This is a genomic window from Arthrobacter sp. MMS24-T111 (genome assembly GCF_054888995.1).
In genome coordinates this window covers 700,365-725,784 of record NZ_JBTZRO010000001.1, presented here as the reverse complement: position 1 = coordinate 725,784, position 25,420 = coordinate 700,365, and the positions used below count along the sequence as shown (strand labels likewise).

Here is a 25,420-nt window from a genome sequence, read left to right as displayed (position 1 = left end):
GCTGCTTGACCTTGGTACTAGAGCATAGGGGATGGCACCTCCCCTATCAATGGACACGGTCCCCCTATTCCCGCCAAATGCTGGAATTCGGGCTGCCGCGGGGTTAAGTTTGGCGGTTAATGGTCCGGCCAACGATCGATTGGGTGAGGGCATCGATCACCTCTGAGTTCGCCAGCGGATTGCGGATCAAGGTGAAGTCCACATCTCCCACCGCGGGCAGGTCGAAGCGCCGGGTAATGATCTTCAGGTCGTCCGGGACCAGTGACGTGGGCATGACGGCAACGCCGATGCCCGCCCGGACGGCCGCGAGAACCCCGCTGATCTGGCGGGTGGTGCAGGTGATCCGCCAGGTCCGGCCGTGGGCTTCCAAGGCATCGATGGCCAGTTTCCGGCTGAGGCTGGGGGACGGGTAGGCGATCAACGGCACGGGCGTTCCGGGTTCCAGCGATGTTTGTTCAAGGCCCACCCATGAGAACGAATCGTGCTGGACCACCGTGCCGTCCTTCGCCCCGGCCACCCACTTCACGAAGACCAGGTCCAGTTGCCCGGCGTTGAGTTTCCGGTAGAGCTGGTCACTTTGGCCCACTGTGAGTTCCAGGTTGATCTGCGGGTAGATCTGCCGGAATTCGCGCAGGATCCGCGGCAGCCCGGTGATGGCGAGATCATCCGCCGTACCGAACCGCAGCCGTCCCCGCATCGCGGAGCCGGAAAAGTAGCGTGCGGCGGCATCATGGGCCGCGAGGATATTCCGTGCAAATCCGGCCATGGCGTCGCCGTTGTCGGTGAGCCGCACGTCCCGGGTATCCCTGGCGATCAGGCTGCGCTTGGCCGCCGTTTCAAGTTTGCGGATGTGCTGGCTAATGGTGGGCTGCGCCAGCCCCAGGCGTTCGGCGGCCTTGGTGAAGCTCAGGGTATCGGCCACCGCCAGGAAGGAGCGCAGTTGGGCTGGTTCAAACATCTCGTGGCTCCCGCTGCATCAAGATTGGCGTGTATTGCGTTTTGCAATACGAGTTATAGGGACCATACCGCTCCATAATTGCCTCCGCCAGCCTAGCGTTAAGGACATCCCAGACCGCCCGCAATTTTGAGGACACACCTGTGGCACCCCCACCGCCTTCGTCGGCCTCCGTCACCCAGCCAGTTATCGACGCGGCGGGCTCAGCACCGCCGGACAACCAGACCCAGCCGCTCGCCGTCGTCCCTGAAAAGCTCCCTTGGCGGCACACCTTCATCTCGCTGAAAGTGCCCAACTTCCGGATCTTCGCCATGGGCCACTTCATCGCCGTCATCGCCATCTGGATGCAGCGCATCGCCCAGGACTGGCTGGTGCTGCAGCTCTCGGGGTCCGTGACGGCCGTGGGGTTCACGGTGGCCCTGCAGTTCATGCCGTCCCTGGTGCTTGGCCCCTGGGGCGGGATGATCGCGGACAGGTTCGCCAAACGGAAGATCCTGATCCTGTGCCAGAGCGTGGCCGCCGTCCTTGCGGCGGCGCTGGCCGTCCTGGCCCTGACCGGCGTGATCATGGTGTGGCACGTCTACGTCATCGCGTTTGTCCTGGGCCTGGTGACCGTCCTTGACCAGCCCGCCCGCCAGGTGTTCGTCGACGAGCTCGTGGGCCCCAAGTACTTGCGGAACGCCATCAGCGTCAACTCCACCACCTTCCAGCTGGGCGGCCTGATCGGGCCGGCCATCGCGGGGCTGCTCCTGACGGCGGTGGGGGCCGGCTGGGCGTTCGCGGCGAACGCGCTGGCCTGCTGCTCCACGGTGACCATGCTCCTGCTCCTGCGCAAGGACCAGCTTTTCGTCAGCGCCCCGACGCCCAAAAGCAAGGGCATGCTCCGGGAGGGGCTGCGCTACGCCCTGAGCAAGCCCACCATTTACTGGCCATGGCTCATGGCCGGGTTCATCGCGGTGTTCGCCATGAGCCTGCCGGTGCTGCTTGCCGCGTTCGCGGACCACGTATACCAGGTGGGGGCCGGCGGGTATGGCCTCCTCAACGCCCTGGTGGCACTCGGGGCACTGTTCGGCGCCGTGGCATCCACCCGGCGTCGGCAGCTGCGCCTGCGGTCCGTAGTGTTCTGCGCCGGGATGTACGGCCTGATGCTCTGCCTGGCTGCCCTTGCCCCGTCCATGGTGTGGTTCGGGGCGGTGATGGTCCTATCCGGGTTCTGGTGCCTGATGTTCCTCACCGGGTCCAACCAGCTGGTGCAGGTCAGTTCCAACATGGCCATCCGCGGCCGGGTCATGAGCCTGTACATCATGGTGCTGATCGGCGGCCAGGCGCTGGGCGGGCCCATGCTGGGCTGGATCGCCGAGCATCTGAACCCTCACGCCGCGCTGTTGGTATCCGGTGGCGTACCCGCGCTGGCCGCGCTGTCGGTGGGGGCCGTGCTGGCCCGCAAGGGCGGCCTGCAGCTCCGGATGGACCTGAAGGGGCGCCGCCCGTTGCGGATCGTCAGCCGGCACGCCGGCGCCTGAAAACCGCCGGCGCCTAGGGAAGGCGCGCCGGCGCCGCTGGGGGCAGCCGGGCGCGGCGCCGTGCCCGGCTGCCGTTCGGCGGAGCTTGCCTAAACAGCTGCCGGGTGCAACGCCTGGTGCGGGTACTCCGCGGCGCGCTCCTGGAATTGCAGCACGGCCTCGTTTCGAATGACCCCTTCGCGGATCTCGATGGCCCGCGCTATGGTGTCGTTCGCGTCCCACGCGGCCGGTCCGCCCATGACTGTTTCGAGGAACGGCTGGAGCGCCTGGCTGATCTCCCAGCTCGAGGAGTTCCAGAGGTAGGACGGGCTGTGGTCCACCGCGTAGTAGTTGATGTGGTCGCCGACCGTGATCATCGGGACCGCAAACGTGGTGGAACTGGCCCAGCTGAAGCCCATGCCGTCATCGCAGGAAACGTCAACGATAAGGCTGCCCGGGCTGAACGCTGCCAGGTCCTCGGTCCGCAGGTACGTAAGCGGGTTGTTCGGGTCCTGCAGCGTGCAGTTGACCACGATGTCGCTCTCGGCGAGGAACGGTGCCAGCGGGACCCTGCCCCGTTCGGTGATGACCTGGCTCAGGAAGGGAGCCTCGTCGTCGTGGTCGAACTGAACGATGTTCACTGAATGGATGGGGGCGCCCACCGCTGCCACGCCGCGGTTGGTCAGCACCTGGACATCGTGGATGCCGTGCGCGTTCAGCGCCGTCACCGCCCCGCGCGCCGTGGCACCGAAACCGATCACGACGGCGCTCAGCCGGCGCCCGTAGTCCCCGGTGGAACCTGTCAGCGCCAGCGCGTGCAGGACCGAGCAGTAGCCGGCCAGCTCATTGTTCTTGTGGAACACGTGCAGGCCGAACCCGCCGTCGCTGGCCCAGTGGTTCATCGCCTCAAACGCGATGAGGGTCAGTTTCTTGTCAATCGCCAGCTGGGTGATGGCCCGGTCCTGGACGCAGTGCGGCCACCCCCAGAGGACCTGCCCGTCCCGCATCTCCGCCAGGTCTTCCGGCTGCGGTTTGGGCAGGAGGACGACATCGGCCGCGGCCAGCAGTTCTTCCCGGGCCGCCATGCGTCCCACAAGCGCGGAGAGGTGGCTGTCCGGGACGCCGAAGCGCTCACCGTAGCCCTGCTCCAGGATGATGCGCTGCCGCAGTGCGGGGGCGATCCGTTCGACATGCAGGGGGTGGATGGGTACGCGGCGCTCGTCCGGTTTTCGCGTGGAGGCCAGGACGCCCAGGCTCAACCGGGGTTCGTGGCCGCTCACTTCTTTTTTGCGGCCTTGGTGGACGTGATGTCCAGGGAGCTGGCCGGCGCTGCGGCGGCCTTCTTGTCTGCGCGCTTTTCCTTGATGGACTTGCCGGACTTTTTTGATGCCGTTTGACGCGGGGACTTGTCAGCCATGATTGCTCCTGTAGCGGAACCGAAAAGGTTCCTGGCTACCGACCCTACACCCCTGCACCTAATGGGCGCCGGGCGGTTGCAACACATGGGGAGGGAGGTTCCAGAGCGGCTGACGGGAATCGAACCCGCGTATCAAGCTTGGGAAGCTAGCGCTCTACCATTGAGCTACAGCCGCAGTGCCGCCACTCGCGCGGGGCAGAACTTAGCTTAGCGCAGATCGAGGGGCTCCCCGCCAACCGGGCAAGCGGGGGCGTTGCGTGTCCTCCAAACCCCCGGCGTCATCCAGTAACTCTTCAATAACGTCGGCCCTGCCGGCTAGGTCCGGCGGACGGGCGCTGGCTAACCTGATCCGGGTAGCGGCCACATTGGGGGAGGCGGCTACTGCGGCAGCCGACGTCAACCACAGGAAATATCTTCATGGCAAGCGCAGAAAACGAGGTCCTCATTGAGCGTGACGCCATGGCCGTGTACCAGTACCTCCTTGACGCCACCAACCTCCCCTCCTGGCGGCACGACGTCCGCAGTGTCAAGCTCGTGCAGGGTCCGGCCGACAGCAAAGGCGCCGTTTACCGCAAGATGGTGGCCGGCCGTTCCGGGCTGAGCATTCCCGCGGAGCTGGAAATCACCAATGTCCGGCCCGGGGCTGAAATCGAGTTCCACATCGTTTCCGGGCCCGCCACCCGTTGGGGCGGGTACTACCTCAGCACCGAAGGCTCCGGCACCCGCGTCCGGTTCGCCGTGGAAGCCAAACGCGAGGGCCGCTTCAGCATCCTCAACCGTTTGGGGCTCCTGGACGGGATGCTGCAGCGCCGCGTCAGCTCCGACGTCGGCCAGCTCGAGCGGCTGAAGGACATCCTGGAACTCCAGCCCGCCCTCTGAACCCTGCGGGGCAGGGCCTGCTATCCCGGGTCTACTGCGCCAGCCGCTGGCCGGTCCAGGGCCCGGCAATGTTCGACGGCGACGCGAGGCTTCCGGAGCCCAGGTCCCAGTACTGCACGGTGTCGTTTGCCCGGCGCAGCGCCACTCCGGTGGAGTTCAGCCCGGTCACGTTGCGCAGCGCGCGGATCCCGGTGACGTCCGTCCAGCCCGTGGCTACGGTGGGCCGTGCCTCAGCGCGGAGGGTGGTGGTGCCCCACCCGCGGTACAGCGTGACAGTGCCGTCGGCCTTGAGCGCCAGGATGTCCTGGAAGCCGTCAGCGTCGTAGTCCACCATGGCCAGCCGGGAGGCGGAGATGCCGGTGGCAATGGTGACGCGGTCCGCAATGTCGCCGGTGCCCTTGTTCGGGTAGAGGAACAGGTTCCCGGAGCCGTCGAGGGCAAGGATCTGGGGCATCCTGTTGTTGGCGCACCAGCCTCCCACCGCCAGGGTCAAGGTGTTCCAGCCGCCCGTGCCGAGCGTGATGGGCGCCTGGAATCCGCCGGTGGCGATGCCCCGGTAGAGGGCCAGGTTGCCCGTGGTCCACTGGACCAGGACGTCGAAGGTGCCGTCGCGGTCCCAGTCGGTCACGAAGACTTCCTTGGCGCCGGCGAACCCTGAGCCGATCACTTTTGCGGCGGCGTAGGTGCGGGGCCCGGTGGCTGCCCTGTTCAACAGTTGCCCCGCGGAGTCGACCGACACGAGGTCGGCCGGGCCGGTGATCGCGGCGGCGGAAAGGTTCAGGGTGGGCGGCATGTGCCGTACCAGGGCATCGCACAGGCTTGGCGGGGGTGCCGGGAAGGGTCCGCCGGAGCCGGAGCCGGAGCCTGCGCCGCCCGGGGAATCGAGGGTTCCGGCGGGCAGCGTGGTGTAGCCGAAGAAGTTCACCACTCCCCAGATCTGGTAGGTGGAGTTGGTGTAGGAGATGCCGGCTCCCATGACGTTGAACCTGGGGTCCAGGAGCATGGCGTTGTGCCCGGGGGAGCCCTTCCACCATTCCACGAGCTGGGCGGCGTCGCGGTCCGTCCGGATGGCGATGATCTCACCGGCCCCGTTGTTGGGGTTCATCGCGCGGGGGTCGGTCCAGAAGGAGGCCCGGTGCTCCACCACCTCCCGGGTGGCGATGTTGTCCGACCATTCCTGGGACATGCCGGCCACGGTGGGGTGGTACTTCACCTTGTTCAGGCCGTTGGCCACCCGGTACTCATTGATCTTGGTGAAGACCGTGAGGATGGCGGCCGCGTTGCTGTCCGGGACGAGCGACTCGGTGGAGGGCAGCGCGGCGGCCGATTCGGGTGCGGCCACCTGGGCCGGGGCGGCGAGTTCCTGGTCGGGCGCCCACAGTGGAGGGATGGACGGCACGTCGGCTGCCGTCGCTGCCGGGGCGGTGGCGGGGAGCGCTCCGGTGGATGGCGGGGTGGACGGGGAGGACGCCGCAGCCGTTGTTGACGTTGCGGGCGCCGACGCAGCGGTGGGGGTGGGTGCGGGCAGCGGTGCAGCCGCCCTGATGTCCGGGTCCACGGCCGGCGTGAGGTTCCCTATGCCTGGATCCGCGGCAGCGGATTTGTTGGGGTTTCGCACTAAGGGAGCGGCGAGGGTGATGCTCGCCGCGCCCGAGGCCTGGCCGAGCGGCGGCGCAGGAGGAGCAGTGGCGGACGATGAGACCAGCGCCAACGCACAGAGCACGCCAATAAAAGACGGTGCCACCAATTTATTCACAACATCCCCAGCTCTGTCATGCCTACCGGGAGACCATTCCGGCGGCTTTCATTCGCAACATTAGCCCCACGGGGCCACAGCAACAACGGGAAAGTGGGGGTGTGGATAACCGATGCGGTAATTTGGGAGCCGTGCTGATCTCTGACCGCGACATTCGTGCCGAAATTGATTCCCAGCGGATCGTGCTGGAACCTTACGACCCCGCGATGGTCCAGCCATCGTCCGTGGATGTCCGGATCGACAAATTCTTCAGGTTGTTCGACAACCACAAATACGCGCACATCGACCCAGCGCTGGAGCAGCCCGAACTGACGCGGCTGGTGGAAGTGGAGCAGGACGAAGCGTTCATCCTCCACCCGGGGGAGTTCGTCCTGGGGTCCACGTACGAAACCGTCACCCTGCCCGACGACATCGCCGCCCGCCTGGAAGGCAAGTCATCCCTGGGCCGGCTGGGCCTCCTGACGCACTCCACTGCAGGCTTCATCGATCCTGGTTTCTCCGGGCACGTCACGCTGGAGCTGTCCAACATGGCCACCCTGCCGATTAAGCTCTGGCCCGGCATGAAGATCGGCCAGCTCTGCTTTTTCCGGCTCAGCTCCGCCGCGGAGTTCCCCTACGGCCAGGGGGAGTACGGCAACCGATACCAGGGCCAGCGCGGTCCCACGGCCAGCCGCAGCCACCTCAACTTCCACCGCACCAGCATCTAGCACCGGCAACGCCGGATCCGGCGGGGCGGCAGCGTTACGACTGGGACGCGACGGCGGGCCGGCGCCGGATGGCCGCCTTGGCCAAAGGTTCCACGTAGCGTGCCGCCAGCGGGCCCAGCACCGCCATGAGCAGCACATAGGCTGTGGCCAGCGCCGCCAGCTGGTGCGGAACCGCGCCTGACGCGACCGCCAGCCCGGCGATCACGATGGAGAATTCGCCGCGTGCGATGAGTGCGGCGCCGGCGCGGAAGCGGCCCGGGCGGGCGATTCCGGCGCGTTTTGCCGCCCAGATGCCGGTCAGCATCTTGGTGGCCGCCGTGACCGCCGCCAACACCAAGGCCCAGCCCAATACCGGCGGGATGGACGTGGGATCCGTGTTCAGCCCGAACGCCACGAAGAAGATGGCGGCGAAGAGGTCGCGTAGCGGCTCGAGGATGCGGGTGGCGCTGTGGGCCGTGGCGCCGGAGATGGCGATGCCCAGCATGAAGGCGCCCACCGCTGCGGACACCTGCATGGCTGACGCCGCGCCGGCCACCAGCAACGCGGCACCCAGGACGTTGAGCAGGAAGACCTCGGAGTTCTCGCTGTGGACGGCTTTGGAGACATGGTGCCCGTGCCGCAACGCCACCATCAGGACCAGGCTCACCACCGCCAGAGCGATTCCCACCGTGGTGAGGCCGCCCAGGAAACTCACACCGGCGAGCGTTGCAGTGAGGATGGGCAGGTAGACGGCCATGGCGAGGTCCTCGAAGACCAGGATGGACAGCACCACTGGTGTTTCACGGTTTCCCAGCCGGCCCAGGTCCGTAATGACCTTGGCGGCAATGCCGGACGACGAAATGTACGTTACGCCGCCCATGACCATGGCACCTACGCCGCCCCAGCCGAGGACCAGCGCGAGGCCTGCGCCGGGAATGAAGTTCAGGACCAGGTCCAGGACGCCGGCCTGCCACGAACGGCGCAGCCCGGTGAACAGCTCGGCGGCCGTATATTCCAATCCAAGCATAAGCAGCAGGAGGATGACGCCGATCTCGCCGGAAAGGTGTGCAAACTCGTGCATTCCCTCCAGCTTGACGATGCCGCCTGCCCCGAAGGCGAGTCCGCCCAGCAGGTAGAACGGGATGGGGGACATTCCGATCCGGCCGGCCAGCCTGGCCAGCAGGCCGAGGCAGAACACAACGGCCCCCAGCTCAATGAGGGTCTGGGCCAACGGGTCCATTCGGCTTAGCCGTGGCGCAGGATATTGGCCGCGGAGTCCAGGCCTTCCTGGGTGCCCACCGCCACCAGCAGGTCGCCGGGGTGGAGGACGACGTCGGGCCCTGGGGAGGGCAGCACCTCGCCTTCACGCATGATGGCCACAATGGAGACGCCGCACCTGGTACGGATGCAGGCCTTGCCCATGGGCTGGTTCTGGAACGGGGAGTCAGCGGCGATGGAGAACTGGCGGGTGACGATGCCGGGGACGTCCTTGTGCTCCTCGGCGAGCTTCATGGCCAGGTGGGTGCCGCCCAGGAGGTTGCCCAACGTGGCGGCTTCGTCGCTGGTGAGCGGAATCGAAGCCTGGCAGGTATCGGGATCGTCCCAGGTGGAGACGATAAGTTCGGTCTGGCCTTCGCGCAGCTCCACGACCCCGATGCGGCGTCCGGAGGCGGTCATGAAATCCTTCCGGCGGCCCAGGCCGGGCAGGTTGGTTTCGTCCACGTTCATGGTTCCAGCCTAGTCTGCCTGGCAACACCCGGCCCGGCCCCGGCGGGTGCCGGAAGCGGCGTCAGGCGGCGGGGACCACGGCGATGGCGGCCTTGTCCGGAGACTTCACCGGCAGCAGGACCAGGAGCCCGGCCAGCAGCACCACCAGGATGCCCAGGATGCCCCAGCGCTGGGCCTGCCCGGCGGGTACCAGCGGGGTGGCCACGGTGATGCACAGGGTGAAGAGGGCGGGTGCCAGGAAGCTGACAGCGCGTCCGGTGGTGGCGTACAGCCCGAAGAGCTCTCCCGATTCCCCGTGCGGCGCCAGGCGCGCCAGGTAGGCGCGGGACGAGGACTGGGCCGGCCCCACGAACAGGCAGAGGAACAACCCGAATACCCAGAACGTGGTGCTCCCGGCCCAATCCATGCCGAAGAAGGAATAGTTTCCGTTGCCCAGGACCAGGATGGCGGTCCCGGCGGCCAGGAGCCCCACCAGGGAACCCGTAATGACGGCCTTGGGGCCCACTTTGTCGTCCAGGAAGCCGCCGATCACGGCACCGATGGCCGCCACCACGTTCCCGAAGATGGCGAAGAAGATGACCTGCGGCAGAGCGAAGCCGAAGGTCCCGGCCGCGATGATGCCGCCAAAGGTGAAGACGGCGGCCAGGCCATCCCGGAAGACGGCACTGGCGAGCAGGAAATAGATGGTGTGCGGGCTGGTGGCGTAGATGGCCTTGATGCGCCGGAACAGCAGCCCGTAGCTGGCCAGGAAGCCCAGGCGGGCGGCCTGCGTGGCGCGGGGCAGTTCGGGAACGGCGAACAGCACCGGGAGGGCGAAGACGAAGAACCAGAGCGCCGAAAAGACGGCTACCAGCCGGATGTTCAGGCTCTCCGTGGTGGACGCCCCGGCCCAGTCGAAAGCCGGTTGGACGAACAGTTGCAGGACGATCAGGAGGGCCACGATTCCGCCAACGTAGCCCGCGCCCCAGCCGATCCCGCTGACCTTCCCGATGTTCTGCGGCGTGGAGACCTGGGCCAGCATGGCGTTGTAGTTCACGCCGGCGAACTCGAAGAACACATTGCCCAGCGCAATCAGGCAGGCGCCGGGGAGCAGGAATTCCGGGTGCGGAAACACGAAGAAGCACAGGGCGGTAAGGATGGCGACGGCGGCCGAGTTCACCCCCAGCCACAGCTTGCGGCGGCCGCCCGCATCCGAGCGCTGGCCGGTGACCGGCGCCAGGAGCGCGATGGCGAACCCGGCAACAGCCAGGGCGGACCCCAGGACCGCGGAAGCACTGTCCTCCCCGCCGAAGGCGTTGGACGTCAGGTAGACGGTGAAGACGAACGTGGTCATGACCGCGTTGAAGGCCGCCGAGCCCCAGTCCCAAGAGGCCCACGCCAGGATGCGGCGCTTGGTGGAAGTCCGGTTTCCGGATTCAAGTTCCGAGGCAGGCCGCATTGCCCCCTGAGCGCTGGCGCTGTTCATACGTTGAATCGTATCCGCCCGTGGCGAACACCCGGCGGAGCACAGCCCCGTGACGTGGGGGAATTCGCCGCGCGGGCCCACACGCACCAGAAAAGGCGGTGCCGGAGCCTTGATAAACTGGAGCCTCCCGGATCTAACTTTCTTGCCGCCTGCTCCAACTTTTGACAATCGAATCCCTGACGTTGCGGAGATACCAGTGATAACAGTCCTTGCCGTGCACTTTTCGGTGGCTGTCCTGGCGCCTTTCCTCTTCAGGGCCTGGGGCCGGAATGCGTTCTACGCGCTGGCGGCCGTCCCGGCTGTTTCCTTCGCCTGGCTGGCTTTCCAGCACGGCGCCGTCTACTCCGGGACAGGTTCAGTAACCGAAGTCTTCGAATGGATTCCCGGCCTCCACCTCGAATTTGCGTTCCGGATGGACGCACTGGCCTGGGTGATGTCCCTGCTGGTGCTGGGTGTCGGTGCGCTGGTGCTGCTTTACTGTGCCCGGTATTTCAAACGCAAAGACCAGGACCTCGGTCCGTTCGGCGCACAGTTGCTGGCGTTCGCCGGTGCCATGTTCGGCCTGGTGCTTGCCGATGACCTGTTGCTGTTGTTCATCTTCTGGGAACTCACCACCATCTTGTCCTACCTCCTGATCGGGTTTGCCAGGACCCGGCTCGCGGCCCGCCGGTCTGCCCTGCAGGCGCTGATGGTCACTACGGCCGGTGGCCTGGCCATGCTGGTGGGCCTGATCATGCTGGGCTACACCGCGGGCACCTACCGCGTCTCCAGCATCCTGGAGCAAGCCGCCGTGCTCGTCTCCGGACCCTCAGGCGCCATGGTGAGCGCCGCCGTCGTGCTCATCCTGGTGGGTGCCATCACCAAGTCCGCGCTGGTCCCGTTCCACCTCTGGCTCCCGGGTGCCATGGCTGCGCCGACCCCCGTCAGCGCCTACCTGCACGCGGCGGCGATGGTCAAGGCCGGAATCTACCTGGTGGCCCGCCTTGCCCCGGGCTTTGCGGAGACGGCGTACTGGCAGCCCGTGGTCCTGGGCCTGGGCCTGGCCACCATGCTGGTGGGAGGCTACCGGGCGCTCCGGCAAACCGACATCAAACTGATCCTTGCCTACGGCACCGTCAGCCAGCTGGGCTTCCTCACCATGGTGGTGGGCCTGGGGACGCCGGACGCCGCCCTGGCCGGGCTGGCAATGCTGCTGGCCCACGGGCTGTTCAAGGCCACGCTGTTCCTGGTGGTGGGCATCATCGACCACCAGTCCGGGACCCGTGATGTGCGGAAACTCTCCGGCGTCTTCCGGTCCTCGCGGGCCCTGGGCATTGTGGCGGGCATCGGTGCGGCCTCCATGGCCGGGGTGCCGCTGCTGGCAGGGTTTGTGGCCAAGGAATCGGTACTCGAAGCGTTCGTGCACCACGCCACCGGCCCGCATGCCGGTCCGTGGGGCATGGTGGTGCTGGCCGGCCTGGTGGTGGGATCCATCCTGACCTTCGCCTACAGCGCCCGGTTCATGTGGGGTGCCTTCGCGGCCAAGCCCGGCGTGGAGCCCACCCCGTTCAAAGCCATCCGGCCCTCCTTCCTTGCCGCGCCCGCGGTCCTGAGCCTCCTGACCATCGCCTACGGGCTCTGGCCGGTGCCGGTGGACGCCTGGATCCAGCCGTACGCGGCGCTGTTCGCCTCCACGGCGTCCGACGCCGGAACGCCGGCTGAGCAGGCCGGCCACCTGGCGCTGTGGCACGGTTTCACCCCCGCCCTTGGGCTGACGGCCGTCACGTTCGTGCTGGGCCTGGCCATGTACTTCGGCCGCAACGCCGTGGCCAGGGCGCAGGCACTGGTTCCGGGCTGGGTGGACGGCGACCGGGGCTACCAGCTCACCATCGGCGCCCTGGACGACGCCGCCGTCTGGATCACGGGCCGGACCCAGCGCGGTTCCCTCTACTTCTACCTCGCCGTGATCCTCAGCGTGGCGTTCGTCCTGCCGCTCACCGCCATCCTGCTCAGCGGCAATACCCTGCCGCAGGACATCTACCTCGTGGACCCGCACTCACCGCTGCAGCTCGTGGCCGGCGTGGGCATCGTGATTGGCGCGCTGGCCGCCGTCAAGGCCAACAAGCGCTTCCTGGCGGTGCTGATGGTCTCCGTCACCGGGTACGGCATCGCCCTCATGTTTGCCCTGCAGGGCGCCCCCGACCTTGCCCTGACCCAGATGCTGGTGGAAACCATCATCCTGGTGGCGTTCGTCCTGGCCATGCGCAGCCTTCCCCCGAGCTTCGTGACCGCACCGGCGGAAAGTACCGGGTGCTGCGCGTCATCATCGGGTTGGGCTTCGGCGTGACCATGGTGTTCGCCGCGATCTTCGCCATGGGAGCCAGGACCGCCATCCCGGTGTCCCTGCAGTTCCCGCAGCTCGCCTATGAGGGCGGCGGCGGCCTGAACGTGGTCAACGTGACGCTCGTGGACATCCGGGCGTGGGACACGTTCGGTGAGATCAGTGTCCTTGCCCTGGCCGCCACCGGCGTGGCCAGCCTGATCTTTGTCCGCGGCCGCGGGGACCGCCTGCAACGGTCCGCCTCCGTTGCCGAGGGCACCGTGGGCCGGTACCACGGCGTGGACCCCGGGTCCCGCGACGGTGCGGCGCTGGCCATCAGCCGGAAGTTCGCCGCCTCGGCACGGGACGCCTGGATCGTGGCGGGCAGGACCCTCGCCCCGGAACGCCGCTCCATCATCTTCGAGGTGGTCACCCGCCTGATGTTCCACTCGATGATCATCTTCTCGCTCTACCTGCTGCTGGCCGGCCACAACCTGCCCGGCGGCGGTTTTGCCGGCGGCCTGACCGCAGGCCTGGCCCTGACCATCCGCTACCTGGCCGGTGGGCGGTTCGAACTGCGGGAAGCCGCACCGCTGAGCGCGGGTGCGTTGCTGGGCACAGGCCTCGCCTTGGCCGCGGCCTCCGGTGTGACGCCCCTGCTGTTGGGCGGCCAGGTGTTCCAGTCCGCCATCATCGAGGTGTGGCTGCCCGTGTTCGGCGACATCAAGTTCGTCACCTCCACCATCTTCGATATCGGCGTGTATGTGGTGGTGGTGGGCCTGGTGCTTGACGTGCTGCGCAGCCTCGGCGCCGAGATTGATGAACACATGGAGGAACGGTCCGCCGCGGCCGGGCCTGAACCGGCACAGCAGGACCAGGAACCGGACCGTATTCCTGCCGAGACCACCGCAAAGGGCAACGCATGAGCGTCAACCTGACCTTGCTGATCGTCATGGGCGCCCTGTATGCCTGCGGCATCTACCTGATCCTCGAACGCAGCCTCACCCGCGTCCTGCTCGGGCTGATGCTGCTGGCCAACGCCACCAACCTGCTGATCCTGTCCACCGGGGGATACGCCGGGTTGGCTCCGTTTTTCACCAAGGACACCCCGGCCGGTGATTACAACGATCCCCTGCCGCAAGCCTTGATCCTGACCTCGATCGTGATTTCCTTCGCCGTGACCGCGTTCATGCTGGGCATCATCTACCGCACGTGGGTCCTGGCCCGCCAAGACGATATCCAGGATGACGTGGAGGACCTCCGGGTGGCGGAAACACCGAGCTTCGACGCGGAGGACGACGCCGAAATTCCGGCCGAAACATCCGAGTTTCCGCTTGCCACCGTCACGGCGGGAGGCCGGGAAATGCCGGCCGAGCAGGCGGCCGCGGAAGAACAGCCCGGCTCGCCCACCATCGAATCCGGCCCGGAAGGCGGCAAGAAGTGAACATCGCCAGCCTGGCCCCGCTCGCCGTCGTCCTTCCCATCCTGGGGGCCGCACTGACCTTCCTCCTGATCCGGCATTCCCGGGCCCAGCGGGCGGTCAGCATCGGACTGTTGTCGCTCACCTTGGCCCTGGAATGCCTCCTGTTGGCGTCCGCCTGGAACAGCGGAACCGCCGCGGTGACCATCGGGGGCTGGCTGCCGCCCTGGGGCATCGTCATGGTGGTGGACCAATTCTCCTCGCTGATGCTGGTGGTCTCCTCGGCCGTGAGCCTCGCCGTGCTGGTGTACGCCACGGGGCAGGGCATGGCCGACGGCGACGAAGACGCCCCGGTCTCGATCTTCCACCCCACCTACCTGATCCTGGTGGCAGGGGTGTCCAACGCGTTCCTCTCCGGGGACCTCTTCAACCTCTACGTCGGCTTCGAGATCCTGCTGACCGCAAGCTACGTGCTCATGACCCTGGGCGGCACCGGGCCCCGGATCCGCGCCGGCGTCACCTACGTGGTGGTGTCCGTGGTGTCCTCCGTGCTCTTCCTGATCGCCATCGCCATGGTGTACGGGGCAACCGGGACAGTGAACATGGCCGACCTCGCCCTCAAGCTGGGCGACCTGGACCAAGGCACCAGGACCCTGCTGCACGTCATGCTGCTGGTGGCGTTCGGCATCAAGGCCGCCGTCTTCCCGCTGTCCTTCTGGCTCCCCGACTCCTACCCCACGGCGCCGGCACCCGTCACCGCCGTGTTCGCCGGCCTGTTGACCAAGGTGGGCGTGTACGCCATGGTCAGGACCGAAACGCTGCTGTTCCCCGGCGACACCCTGAACACGCCACTGATGGTGGTGGCACTGCTGACCATGGTGGTGGGCATCCTTGGTGCGCTGGCGCAAAGCGACATCAAGCGTCTGCTCTCGTTCACCCTGGTCAGCCACATCGGGTACATGGTGTTCGGCCTGGCCATGTCCTCCGTGGCAGGCCTGGCAGCGGCGGTCTTCTACGTGGCGCACCACATCACCATCCAGACCAGCCTGTTCCTGGTGACCGGCCTGATCGAACGCCGCGGCGGCAAGCTCCTCGGTTGACCGGCTCGGCGGGCTGGCCAAGCTGTCGCCCCTGCTGGCAATGCTGTTCTTCATCCCCGGTATGAACCTGGCCGGCATCCCCCCGTTCTCCGGGTTCCTCGGCAAGGTGGGGCTGCTGCAGGCCGGCATTGAGCTGGGAACCCCGCTGGCCTACGCGCTGGTGATCGGAGGGGTGCTGACCAGCCTGCTGACGCTGCTGGCCATCGCCCGCGTATGGAACCGTGCGTTCTGGCGGAAGCCGGAGGACGCCGAACATCCGGACCCTGTGCTGTTGGCCGGACCCTCCGGGCGCGCCGCCGGGCCGGGCGCCAAACTCAACACGGTCACGCTCCTTCCGCGCACCATGGTGGGATCAACCCTTGGCCTGGTGGTGCTCGGCGTCGCCCTGACCGTGTTCGCCGGGCCGCTGTTCGGTCTCTCCGACCAGGCTGCGCGGGACATGCTCGACCGGGCCCCGTACATCCAGTCGGTCCTCGGCAGCAATACCGCCGTCCCGGCCACCGTGACGGGAGGAGGACGATGAGCCGCAAACGGATTTCGCTGCGCCAGGAGCTTCCCCTCCTGGTCTGGCTGGTGATCGTGTGGGGTGCCCTCTGGCAGGACTTCAGCCCCGGGAACCTGCTCTTCGGCGCCCTGCTGGCGGTGGGCGTTGCCAGGCTGTTCTACCTTCCGCCGGTGGAACTCAGCGGCCGGTTCAACATCCTGTACGCCGTGCCCTTTGCCTTTGCCTTCCTGGCGAAAGTGGTGGTCGCCAGCGGCCAGGTCCTGTACCTGGCCACCGTCCGCGGACCCAAGGTGACCAACGCCGTCGTCGCGGTGAAGCTCCGGAGCCACCAGGACCTGATCGTCACGGCCACCGGTCACGTGATCTCCCTGATTCCCGGCTCCCTGGTGGTGGAGGTAGACCGCCCGGCCTCCACCCTGTACCTGCACGCACTGAACATCACCTCGAAGCAGGACATCGAGGGCCTGCGGAACGAGGTCCGGTCCATCGAAGCAGGCCTGATCCGCATCATGGGTTCCGCCGAAGAACTTGAAGCCGTCCGAATGGAGGCGTCCGCATGATGCCCGTTGTCCTGGCGGTCACGGCCGTCATCTTCTCCCTCGCCGCGGGCGGGGCCATCATCAGGATTGCCCGCGGCCCTTCGCTGCTGGACCGGGTCCTTGCGGCCGATGTCCTGCTCGCCATCCTGGGCGGGGCCCTGTGCGTGGACATGGCCGTGAACCGGCACCTGAACAACCTGATGCTGGTGGTGGCCATCTCCATCATCGGGTTCATCGGGTCGGTCACGGTGGCCCGGTTCGTCGCCGACCGGAGGGTGAACCCCCATGAATCCTGACTTTTCCGGCGCGGACGCGTGGATCGACCTTGCCTCCGCGGTGTTCATGGTGGCGGGCGCGCTCCTGTCCCTGGGCGCCGCAATCGGGCTGCTCCGTTTCCCGGACCTGATGAGCCGCATGCACGCCGCCACCAAGCCGCAGGTCCTGGGCTTGTTCCTGCTGCTGGCAGCGATTGGGCTGCAGATGCGCACCTGGTGGGTGTGGCCGGTCCTGGTGGTGGCCTGGATCTTCCAGCTGCTCACGGTGCCGGTGTCCGCGCACATGGTGGGCCGGGCCGGCTACCGCACCAAGCACCTGCACCGGGAGCTGCTCGCCGCCGATGAACTCGAGGCCGTAGTGCAAAAAGCCGCCGCCGAGGCTGCCCGGACGGACAACCGCGACGACGGCTAAAAACGCCAGCAGCTAGACGATGTCCTGCGTCTTGGCGAAGCGGGTGATGGCGCGCTGGGTGCCCCGGTTGGCCAGGACCTGGATGGTGGCGCTGACGGAGGCGGAGATCAGTGCGAAGGTCAATGCCGACCGCAGGCTGGTGGGCACGTCCTCGCCCTTGCCGCTGGGCGGCTTCTGCCCGGTGGTCTTTTCCCAGATGGTGTTGACGAGCTTGGTGCCGACCAGGCCTGCGCCCAGGCTCACCCCGGTACCGAGCAGCTTGATGAAGAGGTTCATTCCTAGTACTCCTTGCGGGCGGAAAACGGACTGCCTCCAGCCTAGCCGTACACCCGGACTGGTCCGGGCAAGGGCATGGCCGGCATCCTCTCCGGCCCGCTGACGGCGGTCCGCGGTCACATCCGGTGCAACAGCCGTCATGGCCGCCGCCCAGCCCCCGCCAGGTGTAAACTTGACCACGCCCGAACCGGGCAGTATTTACACGCGAACATCAACATCTAAAAACGACAGGGGAGCGCCGCCGTCGGACAACCGGCCATGCCGGGAACCGCAGGTGGGCGCTGAGAGTGCGGGACAGCCGCAGACCCTCGAACCTGATCCGGTTAGTACCGGCGCAAGGGAGTCGAGTTCTCAAAGTGTCCGGCCGGACCGGTAACGGTCCGCCAGCCGGAGCCACTTTCCCCTCCTGTTACCCAGGAGGATCACATGAGTACTGCTGCAATCAAGAAGACCACCAGTAAGTCCTGGCGCGTCGTCGACATCGTGGTGGCGGCCCTGGTGGCCATCGCCGGCGGAGTCATTTTCTGGGCCTGGGACCAGGGCGCCGCCGCCCTGTCGGCCCCCATGAACGCCGCCTACCCGCCCCTGACCGGGATCCTGGCCGGCGGCTGGATGATTCCCGGCGTGCTGGGAATGCTCATCATCCGCAAACCCGGAGCCGCCCTGTTCTGCGAAACCGTGGCCGCAACGGGCGAGCTCCTGATGGGTTCCCAGTATGGCGCCTCAGTCCTTTTCTCCGGTTTCATCCAGGGGTTGGGCGCGGAAATCATCTTCGCGGTTTTCGTCTACCGCAAGTTCAACCTGCCCGTCTCCCTCTTGGCGGGGGCGGCCGCGGGCTTCTTCTGCGGCCTGAATGACTCATTCGCACCCTGGGGCTGGAACATTGCCTACTCCGGGGCGGACAAGCTCGCCTACATAGTCCTGACCACGGTGTCCGGCGCCGTGCTGGCGGGCGCATTGTCCTGGCTGGCCACCCGCGGACTGGCCCGCACCGGCGTGCTGAGCTCTTTCGCGTCCCGCAAGGCTGCAACGGAGCCAGTCTTCTCCTGATGGCGCCCTCCCAGGACGCCGCAGGAGGCGTGCGCCCTGCCGCCATTACGGCCCGTGGCTGGGGCTGGCGGCATGCCGGCAGGGCCAAACCTGCAGTCCACGCCCTCGACCTGGATATCCGCCCCGGAGAGCGGGTACTCCTGCTCGGTCCCTCGGGTGCCGGGAAATCGACGCTCCTGCATGCCCTCGCCGGGGTCCTGGGCGACATTAACGACGACGGCGAGGCCGGCGACGCGGACGAGTCCGGTTCGTTGCTGGTCGACGGCGCTCCACCCCGCGAGCGTCGAGGCCGGTCCGGCCTCATGCAGCAGGACCCGGAGACCCAGGTGGTCCTCTCCCGGGTGGGGGATGACGTCGCCTTCGGCGCCGAGAACCTTGCCGTGCCCCGCGACGCCATCTGGGCGCGCGTGCACGAGGCGCTTGCCGACGTCGGACTCTCCCACCTCCCGCTGGACCACCCGACGTCGGCCCTCTCCGGCGGGCAGAAACAGCGTCTGGCGCTGGCGGGCATCCTGGCGATGCGCCCCGGGCTGATCTTGCTGGATGAGCCCACCGCCAACCTCGACCCGGACGGCGTCCTGGAGGTCCGTGACGCCGTGGCACGCTGCCTGGACAAGACCGGTGCCACCCTGGTGGTGGTGGAGCACCGGGTTTCCGTCTGGAAGGACCTGGTGGACCGGATCGTGGTCCTGCAGCCGGGCTCCGCCTCGGATCCCGCCGTGCTCCTGGACGGACCTCCGGACCGCGTGCTCGGCGAGGCCCGGGCCATGCTGACGGCAGCCGGAGTCTGGGTGCCGGGGTATGTGCCGGCCACCCGCCGCCGGTCCGGCAACCCTGCCGCCGGAACCGGCAACCTCCTGCTGGCAGCCGAAGACCTGGCCGTCTCCCGCGAGCGTCCCCGCCGCAAAGGCTTCCGGAAAATCCCGCCGGTTCCTGTCCAGGAGGGTGTTGCCGCGCAGGTCAGGGCCGGCCAGGCGCTGGCCGTCACCGGCCCGAACGGCGCCGGGAAATCAACGTTCGCACTGACCCTTGCCGGGCTCCTTGAACCGGTGGCCGGAAAGGTGTCCGCCACGGTGGACCTTAGCCGCGGTGCCGGGATCGACCCCTACGCGTGGAAGGCCGAGCAGTTGATCTCACGGGTGGGCACCGTGTTCCAGGAACCGGAGCACCAGTTCGTGACGGGCAAGGTGTTGGACGAGCTGCTGTTCGGGCCGCGGCACCTGGGCCACGGCGAGGACCGGGTGGAGGAGCTGCTTGAGCGGCTGCGGCTCACCCGGCTGGTGGACGCCAATCCCTACACATTGTCCGGCGGGGAGAAGCGGCGGCTGTCCGTGGCCACGGTCCTGGCCGCCAGCCCGCAGGTGCTGGTCCTGGACGAGCCGACGTTCGGGCAGGACGCCAACACCTGGGCAGAGCTGGCCTCGTTCCTGTCCGAACTCCTGGACGCCGGCACGGCCGTGGTGTCCGTGACCCACGACGCCGAATTCACCCAGGCTTTGGGCGGGGCCGAGCTGCGGCTGGCCGCTGCGGAACCGGTGGCGCCATGAGGCAGCAGCTGACCCTGGACGGCAACCGCGCCCTCCTTGCCCGGGCCAACCCGCTGAGCAAATTTGCCGCTGTCGTGCTGATCACCGCGGTCCTGGCACTGTCCATCGACTGGGTGTCCGCGTCCGTGGCCCTGGTCTTCGAGTTGATGCTGTTTCCCCTGGCCGGCCTCACCGCGTCCCTGCTCTGGCAGCGGGGCTGGCCGCTGATCCTCGCCGCCGCCATCGGCGGCTGGAGCACCTCCATCCTGGCGCCGGACAGCGGGAGGATCCTGCTCGACGCCGGCATCTGGACCATGAGCGAAGGCTCCCTCCAGCTGGGCATCGGCTTCCTGCTGCGGGGCTTCGCGATCGCCCTTCCGGCGGTGCTCCTGATGAGCTGTACCGATCCGACGGACCTTGCCGATGCGCTGGCACAGAAGGCGCGCCTGCCGCACCGGTTCGTCCTGGGAACGCTGGCGGCGATGCGCCTGGTGGGGCTCATGGCCGAGGAATGGCAGACCATCGGCATGGCCCGGCGTGCCCGCGGCGTGGGGTCGCGCGGCAACGTGGTCCAGCGGGTAAAGGCGACCCTGGGGCAGAGTTTCGGGCTCCTGGTGCAGGCGATCCGCCGTGCGTCGAGGCTTGCCGTGACCATGGAAGCGCGGGGTTTCGGCGGCGCTCAGCGGACCTGGGCCCGGGAATCAACGTTCAGCGTCCTGGACCTGTGGGTGGTGGGCGGCGGCGTCCTGATCGCCGGCTGTGCCCTTGGTGCGGCGCTTGCCGCGGGCCGTTGGAACATGGTGTGGTTGGGCAGCTAACGGGGTTACCTGGCGGTACTATCGCATGTAGCGGGTAGGTTACCCCATATAAACACCCGGATGGCCGCGCTCCGGCCTGCTATCTCATTTATGATATATTTTCGTCATGACTCAGGAGACCGCCGGCCACGTCGCCGCCATGTTGAGGAACGCCCGGACCGAGAAGGGCTGGACCCAGGGCCAGTTGGCTTCCGAACTCGGAACCAGCCAGAGCGCCGTCGCCCGGATGGAACAAGGCAAGCAGAACCTCAGCCTCAAGATGATCCAGCGGCTGGAGAACATCTTCGACCGGAGCATCGTCAACGTGGGTAAACCCAGGATGACGCACCTGCGGGTGGAGGGCGGCCGTACCCTCTCCGGTGCGGTGGACGTCAACAGCAGCAAGAACGCCGGCGTGGCGCTGCTGTGCGCCAGCCTGATCAACCGGGGCACCACCGTGTTGCGCCGCCTGGCCCGGATCGAAGAAGTCAACCGTATCGTCGAAGTGCTGACCAGCATCGGCGTGGAATGCACCTGGCTCAACGACACGGATCTCCGCCTGCGCCGCCCGGCCGTCCTGGACCTGGAAGGGATGGACGTGGACGCGGCCCGGCGCACCCGCAGCGTCATCATGCTGCTGGGCCCCCTCCTGGACGAGTCACGGGAGTACCGGCTGCCCTACGCCGGCGGCTGCGACCTCGGGACCCGCACGGTGGAACCCCACATGCAGGCGCTGCGCGAATTCGGGCTCTCGGTGGAAGCCACCGCAGGTTTCTACACGGTCCAGGCGCCTCCCGCGGACACCCGGGACCGTTCGTTTGTCCTCACCGAACGGGGGGACACCGTTACCGAGAATGCGATCATGGCGGCGGCCCACCGGCCGGGAACAACCGTGATCCGCAACGCCAGCCCCAACTACATGGTGCAGGACCTGTGCTTTTACCTGCAGATGCTCGGGGTGGCCATCGATGGCGTGGGAACCACCACGCTGCGGATCACCGGCCGGCCCGTGATCGACGCCGAGATCGAGTATTTCCCGTCCGAGGACCCCATCGAGGCAATGAGCCTGATTACGGCCGGCATCGTCACCAACTCCGAGGTCACGGTCCGCCGGGTACCCATCGAATTCATGGAAATCGAGTTGGCCACCCTGGGCCAGATGGGGCAGAAGCTCGAAATCTCCGGCGAATACATGGCCCGCAACGGCCGCACCAGGCTGGTGGACGTGACCACCAAGCCGTCGGAGCTGCGCGCCCCCGAGGACAAGATCCACCCCATGCCGTTCCCCGGGCTGAACATCGACAACCTCCCCTTCTTTGCCGTGATCGCCGCGAACGCCCACGGGCAGACGATGATCCACGACTGGGTCTACGAAAACCGGGCCATCTACCTGACGGAGCTGAACCGGCTCGGTGCGCAGGTGCAGCTGCTGGACCCGCACCGGATCTACGTCAACGGACCCACCAAGTGGCGTGCCGCCGAAGTGGGCTGCCCGCCGGCACTCCGGCCCGCCGCCTGCCTGCTTCTGGCCATGCTCGCCGCGCGGGGCGTCTCCGAGCTGCGCAACATCTACGTGATTGAACGCGGCTATGAGGACCTGGCGGAGCGCCTGAACACCATCGGCGCCAAGGTGGAGTACTTCCAGGACTAGGCGTTCATGCTTCGTCATGATGACCAGCGGCGCCCGGAATTTCCGGTCCCTGACGCAGAATGTTCGTATGCGTACTTTCGGCGTCGAGGAAGAACTCCTGATTGTTGATCCGGAGTCCGGGGAGCCGCTTGCCCTGGCGGACGCCCTCCTCGCAGGCCACCGTGTGGCCGCGGACGATCTCCCGGTGGACCCGGACCTCCACCACTCCGGGAAGCAGGCGGATCACGACGACGAGATGGGCCTCAGTGCCGAGCTGAAGCTTGAGCAGATCGAGACGCAGACCAAGCCCTGCCTGGATTCCGGGGCCCTGCTCGAGCAGATCAGGGCCGGCCGCGCCATGGCCAACCAAGCGGCGGCCAAACACGGCGCCAGGGTGGCTGCGCTGGCCACGTCGCCGCTGGCATCCACCAGCCACACCACGCCGGACCCGCGCTACGCCAGGATGCTGGAGCGCTTTGGCCTCACGGCGCAGGAGCAGCTGACCTGCGGATTCCACGTGCACACCTACATCGAATCACCGGAAGAGGGCGTGGCGGTCCTGGACCGGATCCGCGACAAGCTGGCGGTCCTGACGGCGTTGAGCGCCAACTCGCCGTACTGGAACGGCGTCCCCACCGGTTTCGAAAGCTACCGCACCCAGGCCTGGAACCGGTGGCCGACGTCCGGTCCGGCCGCGATCTACGGGACGTACCCCGCGTACCGGAGGGTGGTCACCCGGCTGCTGGACACCGGCGTGATGCTCGATGAGGGGATGCTGTATTTCGACGCGCGGCTCTCCCGGAACCACCCGACGGTTGAGGTGCGGGTGGCCGATGTCTGCCTCCGCGCCGAGGATGCAGCCTTGATCGCCGTGCTGGTCCGCGCCCTGGTGGAATCAGCCGGCAGGGAATGGCGCGAGGGCGTGGACCCGGCGCCCGTGCCCACTGTCCTGCTGCGGATGGCCTCCTGGCAGGCCAGCAGTTCGGGACTCAGCGGCGAGCTCCTGGACTTCGGGAACTTCCGCCCGGCCCCGGCCGCGGACGTAGCCCGTTCCCTGGTGGACTACCTGGCACCTGTCCTGCAGGAACAGGGCGAACTGGCCTTGGCCCGGCAGGGCGTGGAGCACATCATCGCCCGCGGGACAGGGGCCGCCGAACAGCGCCGGGCCCGCGACAGGGCGCTGGCCGGACCGCCTCCCGAGGATATGGGTTTCGGGGCAGTGGTCCGGCACGCCGTTGACGTCACCATGCGCGGCGCCCTGGATCTTTCCGACGTGGAAGACACTCCGGAACTCCTGCGGGTCCGCCAGGCCTGACGCCTTAGATCTGCTTCAGCGCCTGTTCCAGGTCGCGGATGAGGTCGTCCGCGTCCTCGAGCCCCACGGACAGCCTGACCACGCCGTCGCTCAAGCCAATGGCGGCCCGCCCCTCCGGCCCCATGGCGCGGTGCGTTGTGGTGGCGGGGTGTGTGATCAGGGACTTCGAATCGCCGAGGTTGTTGGAGATGTCGATGATCCGCAGGCCGTCCAACAGGGCGAAGGCGGCCTCCTTGCCGGAGCGCCCGCCCGAGGGCGCCAGCTCAAGGGTGAGGACCGTGCCGCCGGCGCTCATCTGCTTCGCCGCCAGCTCATACTGCGGGTGCGATTTCAGCAGCGGGTACTTCACCCAGCTCACGGCAGGCTGCTCCTCGAGCCACTCGGCGAGCCGCAGGGCGGTGGTCGAGGAGTGCCGGACGCGCAGGCTCATGGTTTCCAGGCCCTTGGTTAGGACCCAGGCGTTGAACGCCGAAAGCGCCGGACCGGTGTGGCGCATCAGCTGCTTGACCGGGCCGTCGATGAACTCCTTGGTGCCAAGGATGGCGCCGCCCAGGACCCGGCCCTGCCCGTCGATGTGCTTGGTGCCGGAGTACACGATGACGTCCGCGCCGAGGTCCCCGCAGCGCTGCAGCAGGGGAGTGGCGAAGACGTTGTCCGCAACTACCTTGGCGCCGGCGGCATGGGCCAGTTCGCTCACCGCCGCGATGTCCACGATTTCCTGCATCGGGTTGGACGGGGATTCGAAGAAGACGGCGGTGGTGGGCTTGGACAGGGCCTCGCGCCACTGGTCCAGGTCCGGGCCGTCGACGAAGACCGTTTCCACGCCCCACCGCGGCAGGATCTCGTTCAGGATCACGAAGCACGACCCGAACAGTGACCGGGCGGCCACCACCCGGTCACCGGCGGCGAGCAGCGCGCCCAAAGCGGTGAACACCGCGGACATGCCCGACGCCGTCGCGAAGCAGGCCTCGGTGCCTTCCAACAGCCTGAGCCGTTCCTGGAAGGTGGCCACGGACGGGTTGCCGTAGCGCGAGTACACGAAGCGCTCGTCCTCGCCGGTGAAGGCGCGTTCGGCCGCGGCCGCGGATTCGTAGACGAACCCGGAATTCAGGAAGATGGCCTCTGAGGTTTCCTGGAAGTTGGTGCGGTCCAGCCCGCCGCGGACAGCCTGGGTGTCGGGGTTCCAGCCGGGGGCGTCTTGATTGAAGGTCACTTAGTTCTTTCCGAGGTTGGTGGGCAGGCCGCGGTTCTTCCAGCCGTTGACGGTCCGTTCGCCGTAGCGGTCAGGTTCCCCCTCGAAGCCCTCCAGGACGTTGTAGGAAGTGAAGCCGGCCTGGGTGGCCGCCACGGCCGCGGCGATGGATCGCTGGCCCGAGCGGCACAGGAACACCAGCTCCGCGCCGGGGTCCTCGGGCGCCTGCTCCTTGAGGTCCTTCACGAAATCGGGGTTGGGGATGCCGCCGGGGAAGGTCCACTGGATGAAGAGCGGATCGTTGTCCGTTGCCTTGGTGTCCGGAATGCCGATGTGGGCCCATTCGCCCTCGGTGCGGACGTCCACCAGGATGGCGCCCTGCTCCAGCTTGGCCCAGGCTTCCTGCGGCGTCAGGTCTCCCGCGTAGCTCATGCGTGGCCCTCGCCGTCGAACTCGCCTTCCAGGTCGTCAACGGCCGTGGCCACCGCGGCGTCTGCCGACGCGATGGCGGCCGGGAGGACAACGGCCTGGGCCACGATGACGCTGCTGCCGTTGAAAGTGGCCGCCGGGCTGCCGTGCAGGACATAACCGTCCGCAAGCGCAGCCGAGATCCGCTCACAGAAGGAGCGGTCGTCCGGGCCTGTAATCAGGCGGTAGGACAATTTTTCGTCAGGGGCGGGTGCGTCAGACACGACG

At 67.4% G+C, this 25,420-nt stretch carries 23 protein-coding genes, 1 tRNA gene, 2 pseudogenes and 1 riboswitch; of the genes and pseudogenes, 14 read left to right on the top strand and 12 right to left on the bottom strand.

Translation table 11 applies throughout. The features are described from left to right. Positions 1 to 103 precede the first annotated feature (103 nt). Positions 104 to 958, bottom strand: coding sequence for a LysR substrate-binding domain-containing protein (locus ACX5I6_RS03310; RefSeq protein WP_018760711.1), 855 nt, complete (start codon positions 956 to 958; stop codon positions 104 to 106). A 140-nt stretch (positions 959 to 1,098) separates the two neighbouring features. Here ACX5I6_RS03310 and ACX5I6_RS03305 point away from each other — a divergent pair, with 140 nt between their 5' ends. Then, complete coding sequence (locus ACX5I6_RS03305; RefSeq protein ID WP_461839458.1) at positions 1,099 to 2,478, top strand: MFS transporter; 1,380 nt, start codon at positions 1,099 to 1,101, stop codon at positions 2,476 to 2,478. 89 nt (positions 2,479 to 2,567) lie between these two features. Here ACX5I6_RS03305 and ACX5I6_RS03300 read toward each other — a convergent pair whose 3' ends face one another. The 3 genes from ACX5I6_RS03300 to ACX5I6_RS03290 all read right to left on the bottom strand — a co-directional run bounded on the left by ACX5I6_RS03300 (position 2,568) and on the right by ACX5I6_RS03290 (position 4,049). After that, positions 2,568 to 3,737: a N(5)-(carboxyethyl)ornithine synthase gene (locus ACX5I6_RS03300; protein ID WP_461839457.1), complete on the bottom strand. Its 1,170-nt coding sequence runs from the start codon at positions 3,735 to 3,737 to the stop codon at positions 2,568 to 2,570. Continuing rightward, positions 3,734 to 3,874, bottom strand: coding sequence for a hypothetical protein (locus tag ACX5I6_RS03295; RefSeq protein ID WP_168223187.1), 141 nt, complete (start codon positions 3,872 to 3,874; stop codon positions 3,734 to 3,736). Before ACX5I6_RS03295 ends, ACX5I6_RS03300 begins: the two co-directional genes overlap by 4 nt. A 104-nt stretch (positions 3,875 to 3,978) precedes the next feature. Next, positions 3,979 to 4,049 (bottom strand) — tRNA-Gly (locus tag ACX5I6_RS03290). 242 nt (positions 4,050 to 4,291) lie between these two features. Between ACX5I6_RS03290 and ACX5I6_RS03285 the strand changes: the two genes are divergently transcribed. After that, complete coding sequence (locus ACX5I6_RS03285) at positions 4,292 to 4,753, top strand: SRPBCC family protein (RefSeq protein ID WP_461839456.1); 462 nt, start codon at positions 4,292 to 4,294, stop codon at positions 4,751 to 4,753. Positions 4,754 to 4,784: 31 nt separating this feature from the next. On the opposite strand, the gene ACX5I6_RS03280 is transcribed toward ACX5I6_RS03285, so the two are convergent. Next, positions 4,785 to 6,497, bottom strand: coding sequence for a CAP domain-containing protein (locus ACX5I6_RS03280; protein WP_461839455.1), 1,713 nt, complete (start codon positions 6,495 to 6,497; stop codon positions 4,785 to 4,787). A gap of 143 nt (positions 6,498 to 6,640) precedes the next feature. Here ACX5I6_RS03280 and dcd point away from each other — a divergent pair, with 143 nt between their 5' ends. Beyond that, on the top strand, positions 6,641 to 7,216 hold the full coding sequence (dcd, locus tag ACX5I6_RS03275) for a dCTP deaminase (protein WP_018760717.1): 576 nt from the start codon (positions 6,641 to 6,643) through the stop codon (positions 7,214 to 7,216). A gap of 34 nt (positions 7,217 to 7,250) precedes the next feature. Here the strand turns inward: dcd and ACX5I6_RS03270 are convergent, their stop codons facing one another. The 3 genes from ACX5I6_RS03270 to ACX5I6_RS03260 all read right to left on the bottom strand — a co-directional run bounded on the left by ACX5I6_RS03270 (position 7,251) and on the right by ACX5I6_RS03260 (position 10,388). Continuing rightward, positions 7,251 to 8,435 carry a cation:proton antiporter gene (locus ACX5I6_RS03270; protein WP_461839454.1) on the bottom strand — a complete coding sequence of 395 codons (1,185 nt, stop codon included), beginning with the start codon at positions 8,433 to 8,435 and terminating at the stop codon, positions 7,251 to 7,253. A gap of 5 nt (positions 8,436 to 8,440) precedes the next feature. Continuing rightward, complete coding sequence (locus ACX5I6_RS03265) at positions 8,441 to 8,923, bottom strand: cation:proton antiporter regulatory subunit (protein WP_285247968.1); 483 nt, start codon at positions 8,921 to 8,923, stop codon at positions 8,441 to 8,443. Between the two features lie 61 nt (positions 8,924 to 8,984). Next, on the bottom strand, positions 8,985 to 10,388 hold the full coding sequence (locus ACX5I6_RS03260) for an MFS transporter (RefSeq protein WP_461839453.1): 1,404 nt from the start codon (positions 10,386 to 10,388) through the stop codon (positions 8,985 to 8,987). A 196-nt stretch (positions 10,389 to 10,584) separates the two neighbouring features. Between ACX5I6_RS03260 and ACX5I6_RS03255 the strand changes: the two are divergent. From ACX5I6_RS03255 to mnhG, 6 genes and pseudogenes are all read left to right on the top strand, one after another. Continuing rightward, positions 10,585 to 13,613 (top strand): annotated as a pseudogene (locus ACX5I6_RS03255) (Na+/H+ antiporter subunit A). Continuing rightward, positions 13,610 to 14,131: a Na(+)/H(+) antiporter subunit C gene (locus ACX5I6_RS03250; protein WP_018760722.1), complete on the top strand. Its 522-nt coding sequence runs from the start codon at positions 13,610 to 13,612 to the stop codon at positions 14,129 to 14,131. Before ACX5I6_RS03255 ends, ACX5I6_RS03250 begins: the two are co-directional and overlap by 4 nt. Beyond that, positions 14,128 to 15,730 (top strand): annotated as a pseudogene (locus tag ACX5I6_RS03245) (Na+/H+ antiporter subunit D). The gene ACX5I6_RS03250 and the pseudogene ACX5I6_RS03245 overlap by 4 nt, the downstream one beginning before the upstream one ends. Then, complete coding sequence (locus ACX5I6_RS03240) at positions 15,727 to 16,272, top strand: Na+/H+ antiporter subunit E (protein WP_018760724.1); 546 nt, start codon at positions 15,727 to 15,729, stop codon at positions 16,270 to 16,272. Before ACX5I6_RS03245 ends, ACX5I6_RS03240 begins: the two are co-directional and overlap by 4 nt. After that, positions 16,269 to 16,547, top strand: coding sequence for a monovalent cation/H+ antiporter complex subunit F (locus ACX5I6_RS03235; RefSeq protein WP_018760725.1), 279 nt, complete (start codon positions 16,269 to 16,271; stop codon positions 16,545 to 16,547). Before ACX5I6_RS03240 ends, ACX5I6_RS03235 begins: the two co-directional genes overlap by 4 nt. Beyond that, entirely contained in the window at positions 16,537 to 16,938 is a 402-nt protein-coding gene (gene mnhG / locus ACX5I6_RS03230) for a monovalent cation/H(+) antiporter subunit G (protein WP_285247964.1), read from the top strand. Before ACX5I6_RS03235 ends, mnhG begins: the two co-directional genes overlap by 11 nt. 12 nt (positions 16,939 to 16,950) lie before the next feature. Here mnhG and ACX5I6_RS03225 read toward each other — a convergent pair whose 3' ends face one another. Then, positions 16,951 to 17,214: a DUF4235 domain-containing protein gene (locus tag ACX5I6_RS03225; protein WP_461839452.1), complete on the bottom strand. Its 264-nt coding sequence runs from the start codon at positions 17,212 to 17,214 to the stop codon at positions 16,951 to 16,953. 219 nt (positions 17,215 to 17,433) lie between these two features. Next, positions 17,434 to 17,573, top strand: a riboswitch (TPP riboswitch). A 67-nt stretch (positions 17,574 to 17,640) separates the two neighbouring features. Here ACX5I6_RS03225 and ACX5I6_RS03220 point away from each other — a divergent pair. From ACX5I6_RS03220 to ACX5I6_RS03200, 5 genes are all read left to right on the top strand, one after another. Further along, complete coding sequence (locus tag ACX5I6_RS03220; RefSeq protein ID WP_285247962.1) at positions 17,641 to 18,264, top strand: ECF transporter S component; 624 nt, start codon at positions 17,641 to 17,643, stop codon at positions 18,262 to 18,264. After that, a complete protein-coding gene (locus ACX5I6_RS03215) occupies positions 18,264 to 19,811 on the top strand; it encodes an ABC transporter ATP-binding protein (RefSeq protein WP_461839451.1) in 1,548 nt (515 codons plus the stop codon). The genes ACX5I6_RS03220 and ACX5I6_RS03215 overlap by 1 nt, the downstream gene beginning before the upstream one ends. Beyond that, complete coding sequence (locus ACX5I6_RS03210) at positions 19,808 to 20,608, top strand: energy-coupling factor transporter transmembrane component T family protein (RefSeq protein WP_461839450.1); 801 nt, start codon at positions 19,808 to 19,810, stop codon at positions 20,606 to 20,608. Before ACX5I6_RS03215 ends, ACX5I6_RS03210 begins: the two co-directional genes overlap by 4 nt. A 106-nt stretch (positions 20,609 to 20,714) precedes the next feature. Further along, positions 20,715 to 22,238: a UDP-N-acetylglucosamine 1-carboxyvinyltransferase gene (locus ACX5I6_RS03205; protein WP_461839449.1), complete on the top strand. Its 1,524-nt coding sequence runs from the start codon at positions 20,715 to 20,717 to the stop codon at positions 22,236 to 22,238. Between the two features lie 67 nt (positions 22,239 to 22,305). Then, on the top strand, positions 22,306 to 23,532 hold the full coding sequence (locus ACX5I6_RS03200) for a glutamate--cysteine ligase 2 (protein WP_461839448.1): 1,227 nt from the start codon (positions 22,306 to 22,308) through the stop codon (positions 23,530 to 23,532). A 4-nt stretch (positions 23,533 to 23,536) separates the two neighbouring features. Here the strand turns inward: ACX5I6_RS03200 and ACX5I6_RS03195 are convergent, their stop codons facing one another. The 3 genes from ACX5I6_RS03195 to ACX5I6_RS03185 are packed head-to-tail and all read right to left on the bottom strand — an operon-like array spanning position 23,537 to position 25,416. After that, the gene (locus ACX5I6_RS03195) at positions 23,537 to 24,745 is read right to left on the bottom strand and encodes an O-succinylhomoserine sulfhydrylase (protein WP_461839447.1); all 1,209 of its coding nucleotides are present in this window, start codon (positions 24,743 to 24,745) and stop codon (positions 23,537 to 23,539) included. Beyond that, the gene (locus ACX5I6_RS03190; RefSeq protein WP_018760734.1) at positions 24,746 to 25,156 is read right to left on the bottom strand and encodes a rhodanese-like domain-containing protein; all 411 of its coding nucleotides are present in this window, start codon (positions 25,154 to 25,156) and stop codon (positions 24,746 to 24,748) included. Further along, positions 25,153 to 25,416, bottom strand: a complete 264-nt coding sequence (locus ACX5I6_RS03185) for a DUF1737 domain-containing protein (protein ID WP_018760735.1) — start codon at positions 25,414 to 25,416, stop codon at positions 25,153 to 25,155. The genes ACX5I6_RS03190 and ACX5I6_RS03185 overlap by 4 nt, the downstream gene beginning before the upstream one ends. Between the last annotated feature and the right edge of the window lie 4 nt (positions 25,417 to 25,420).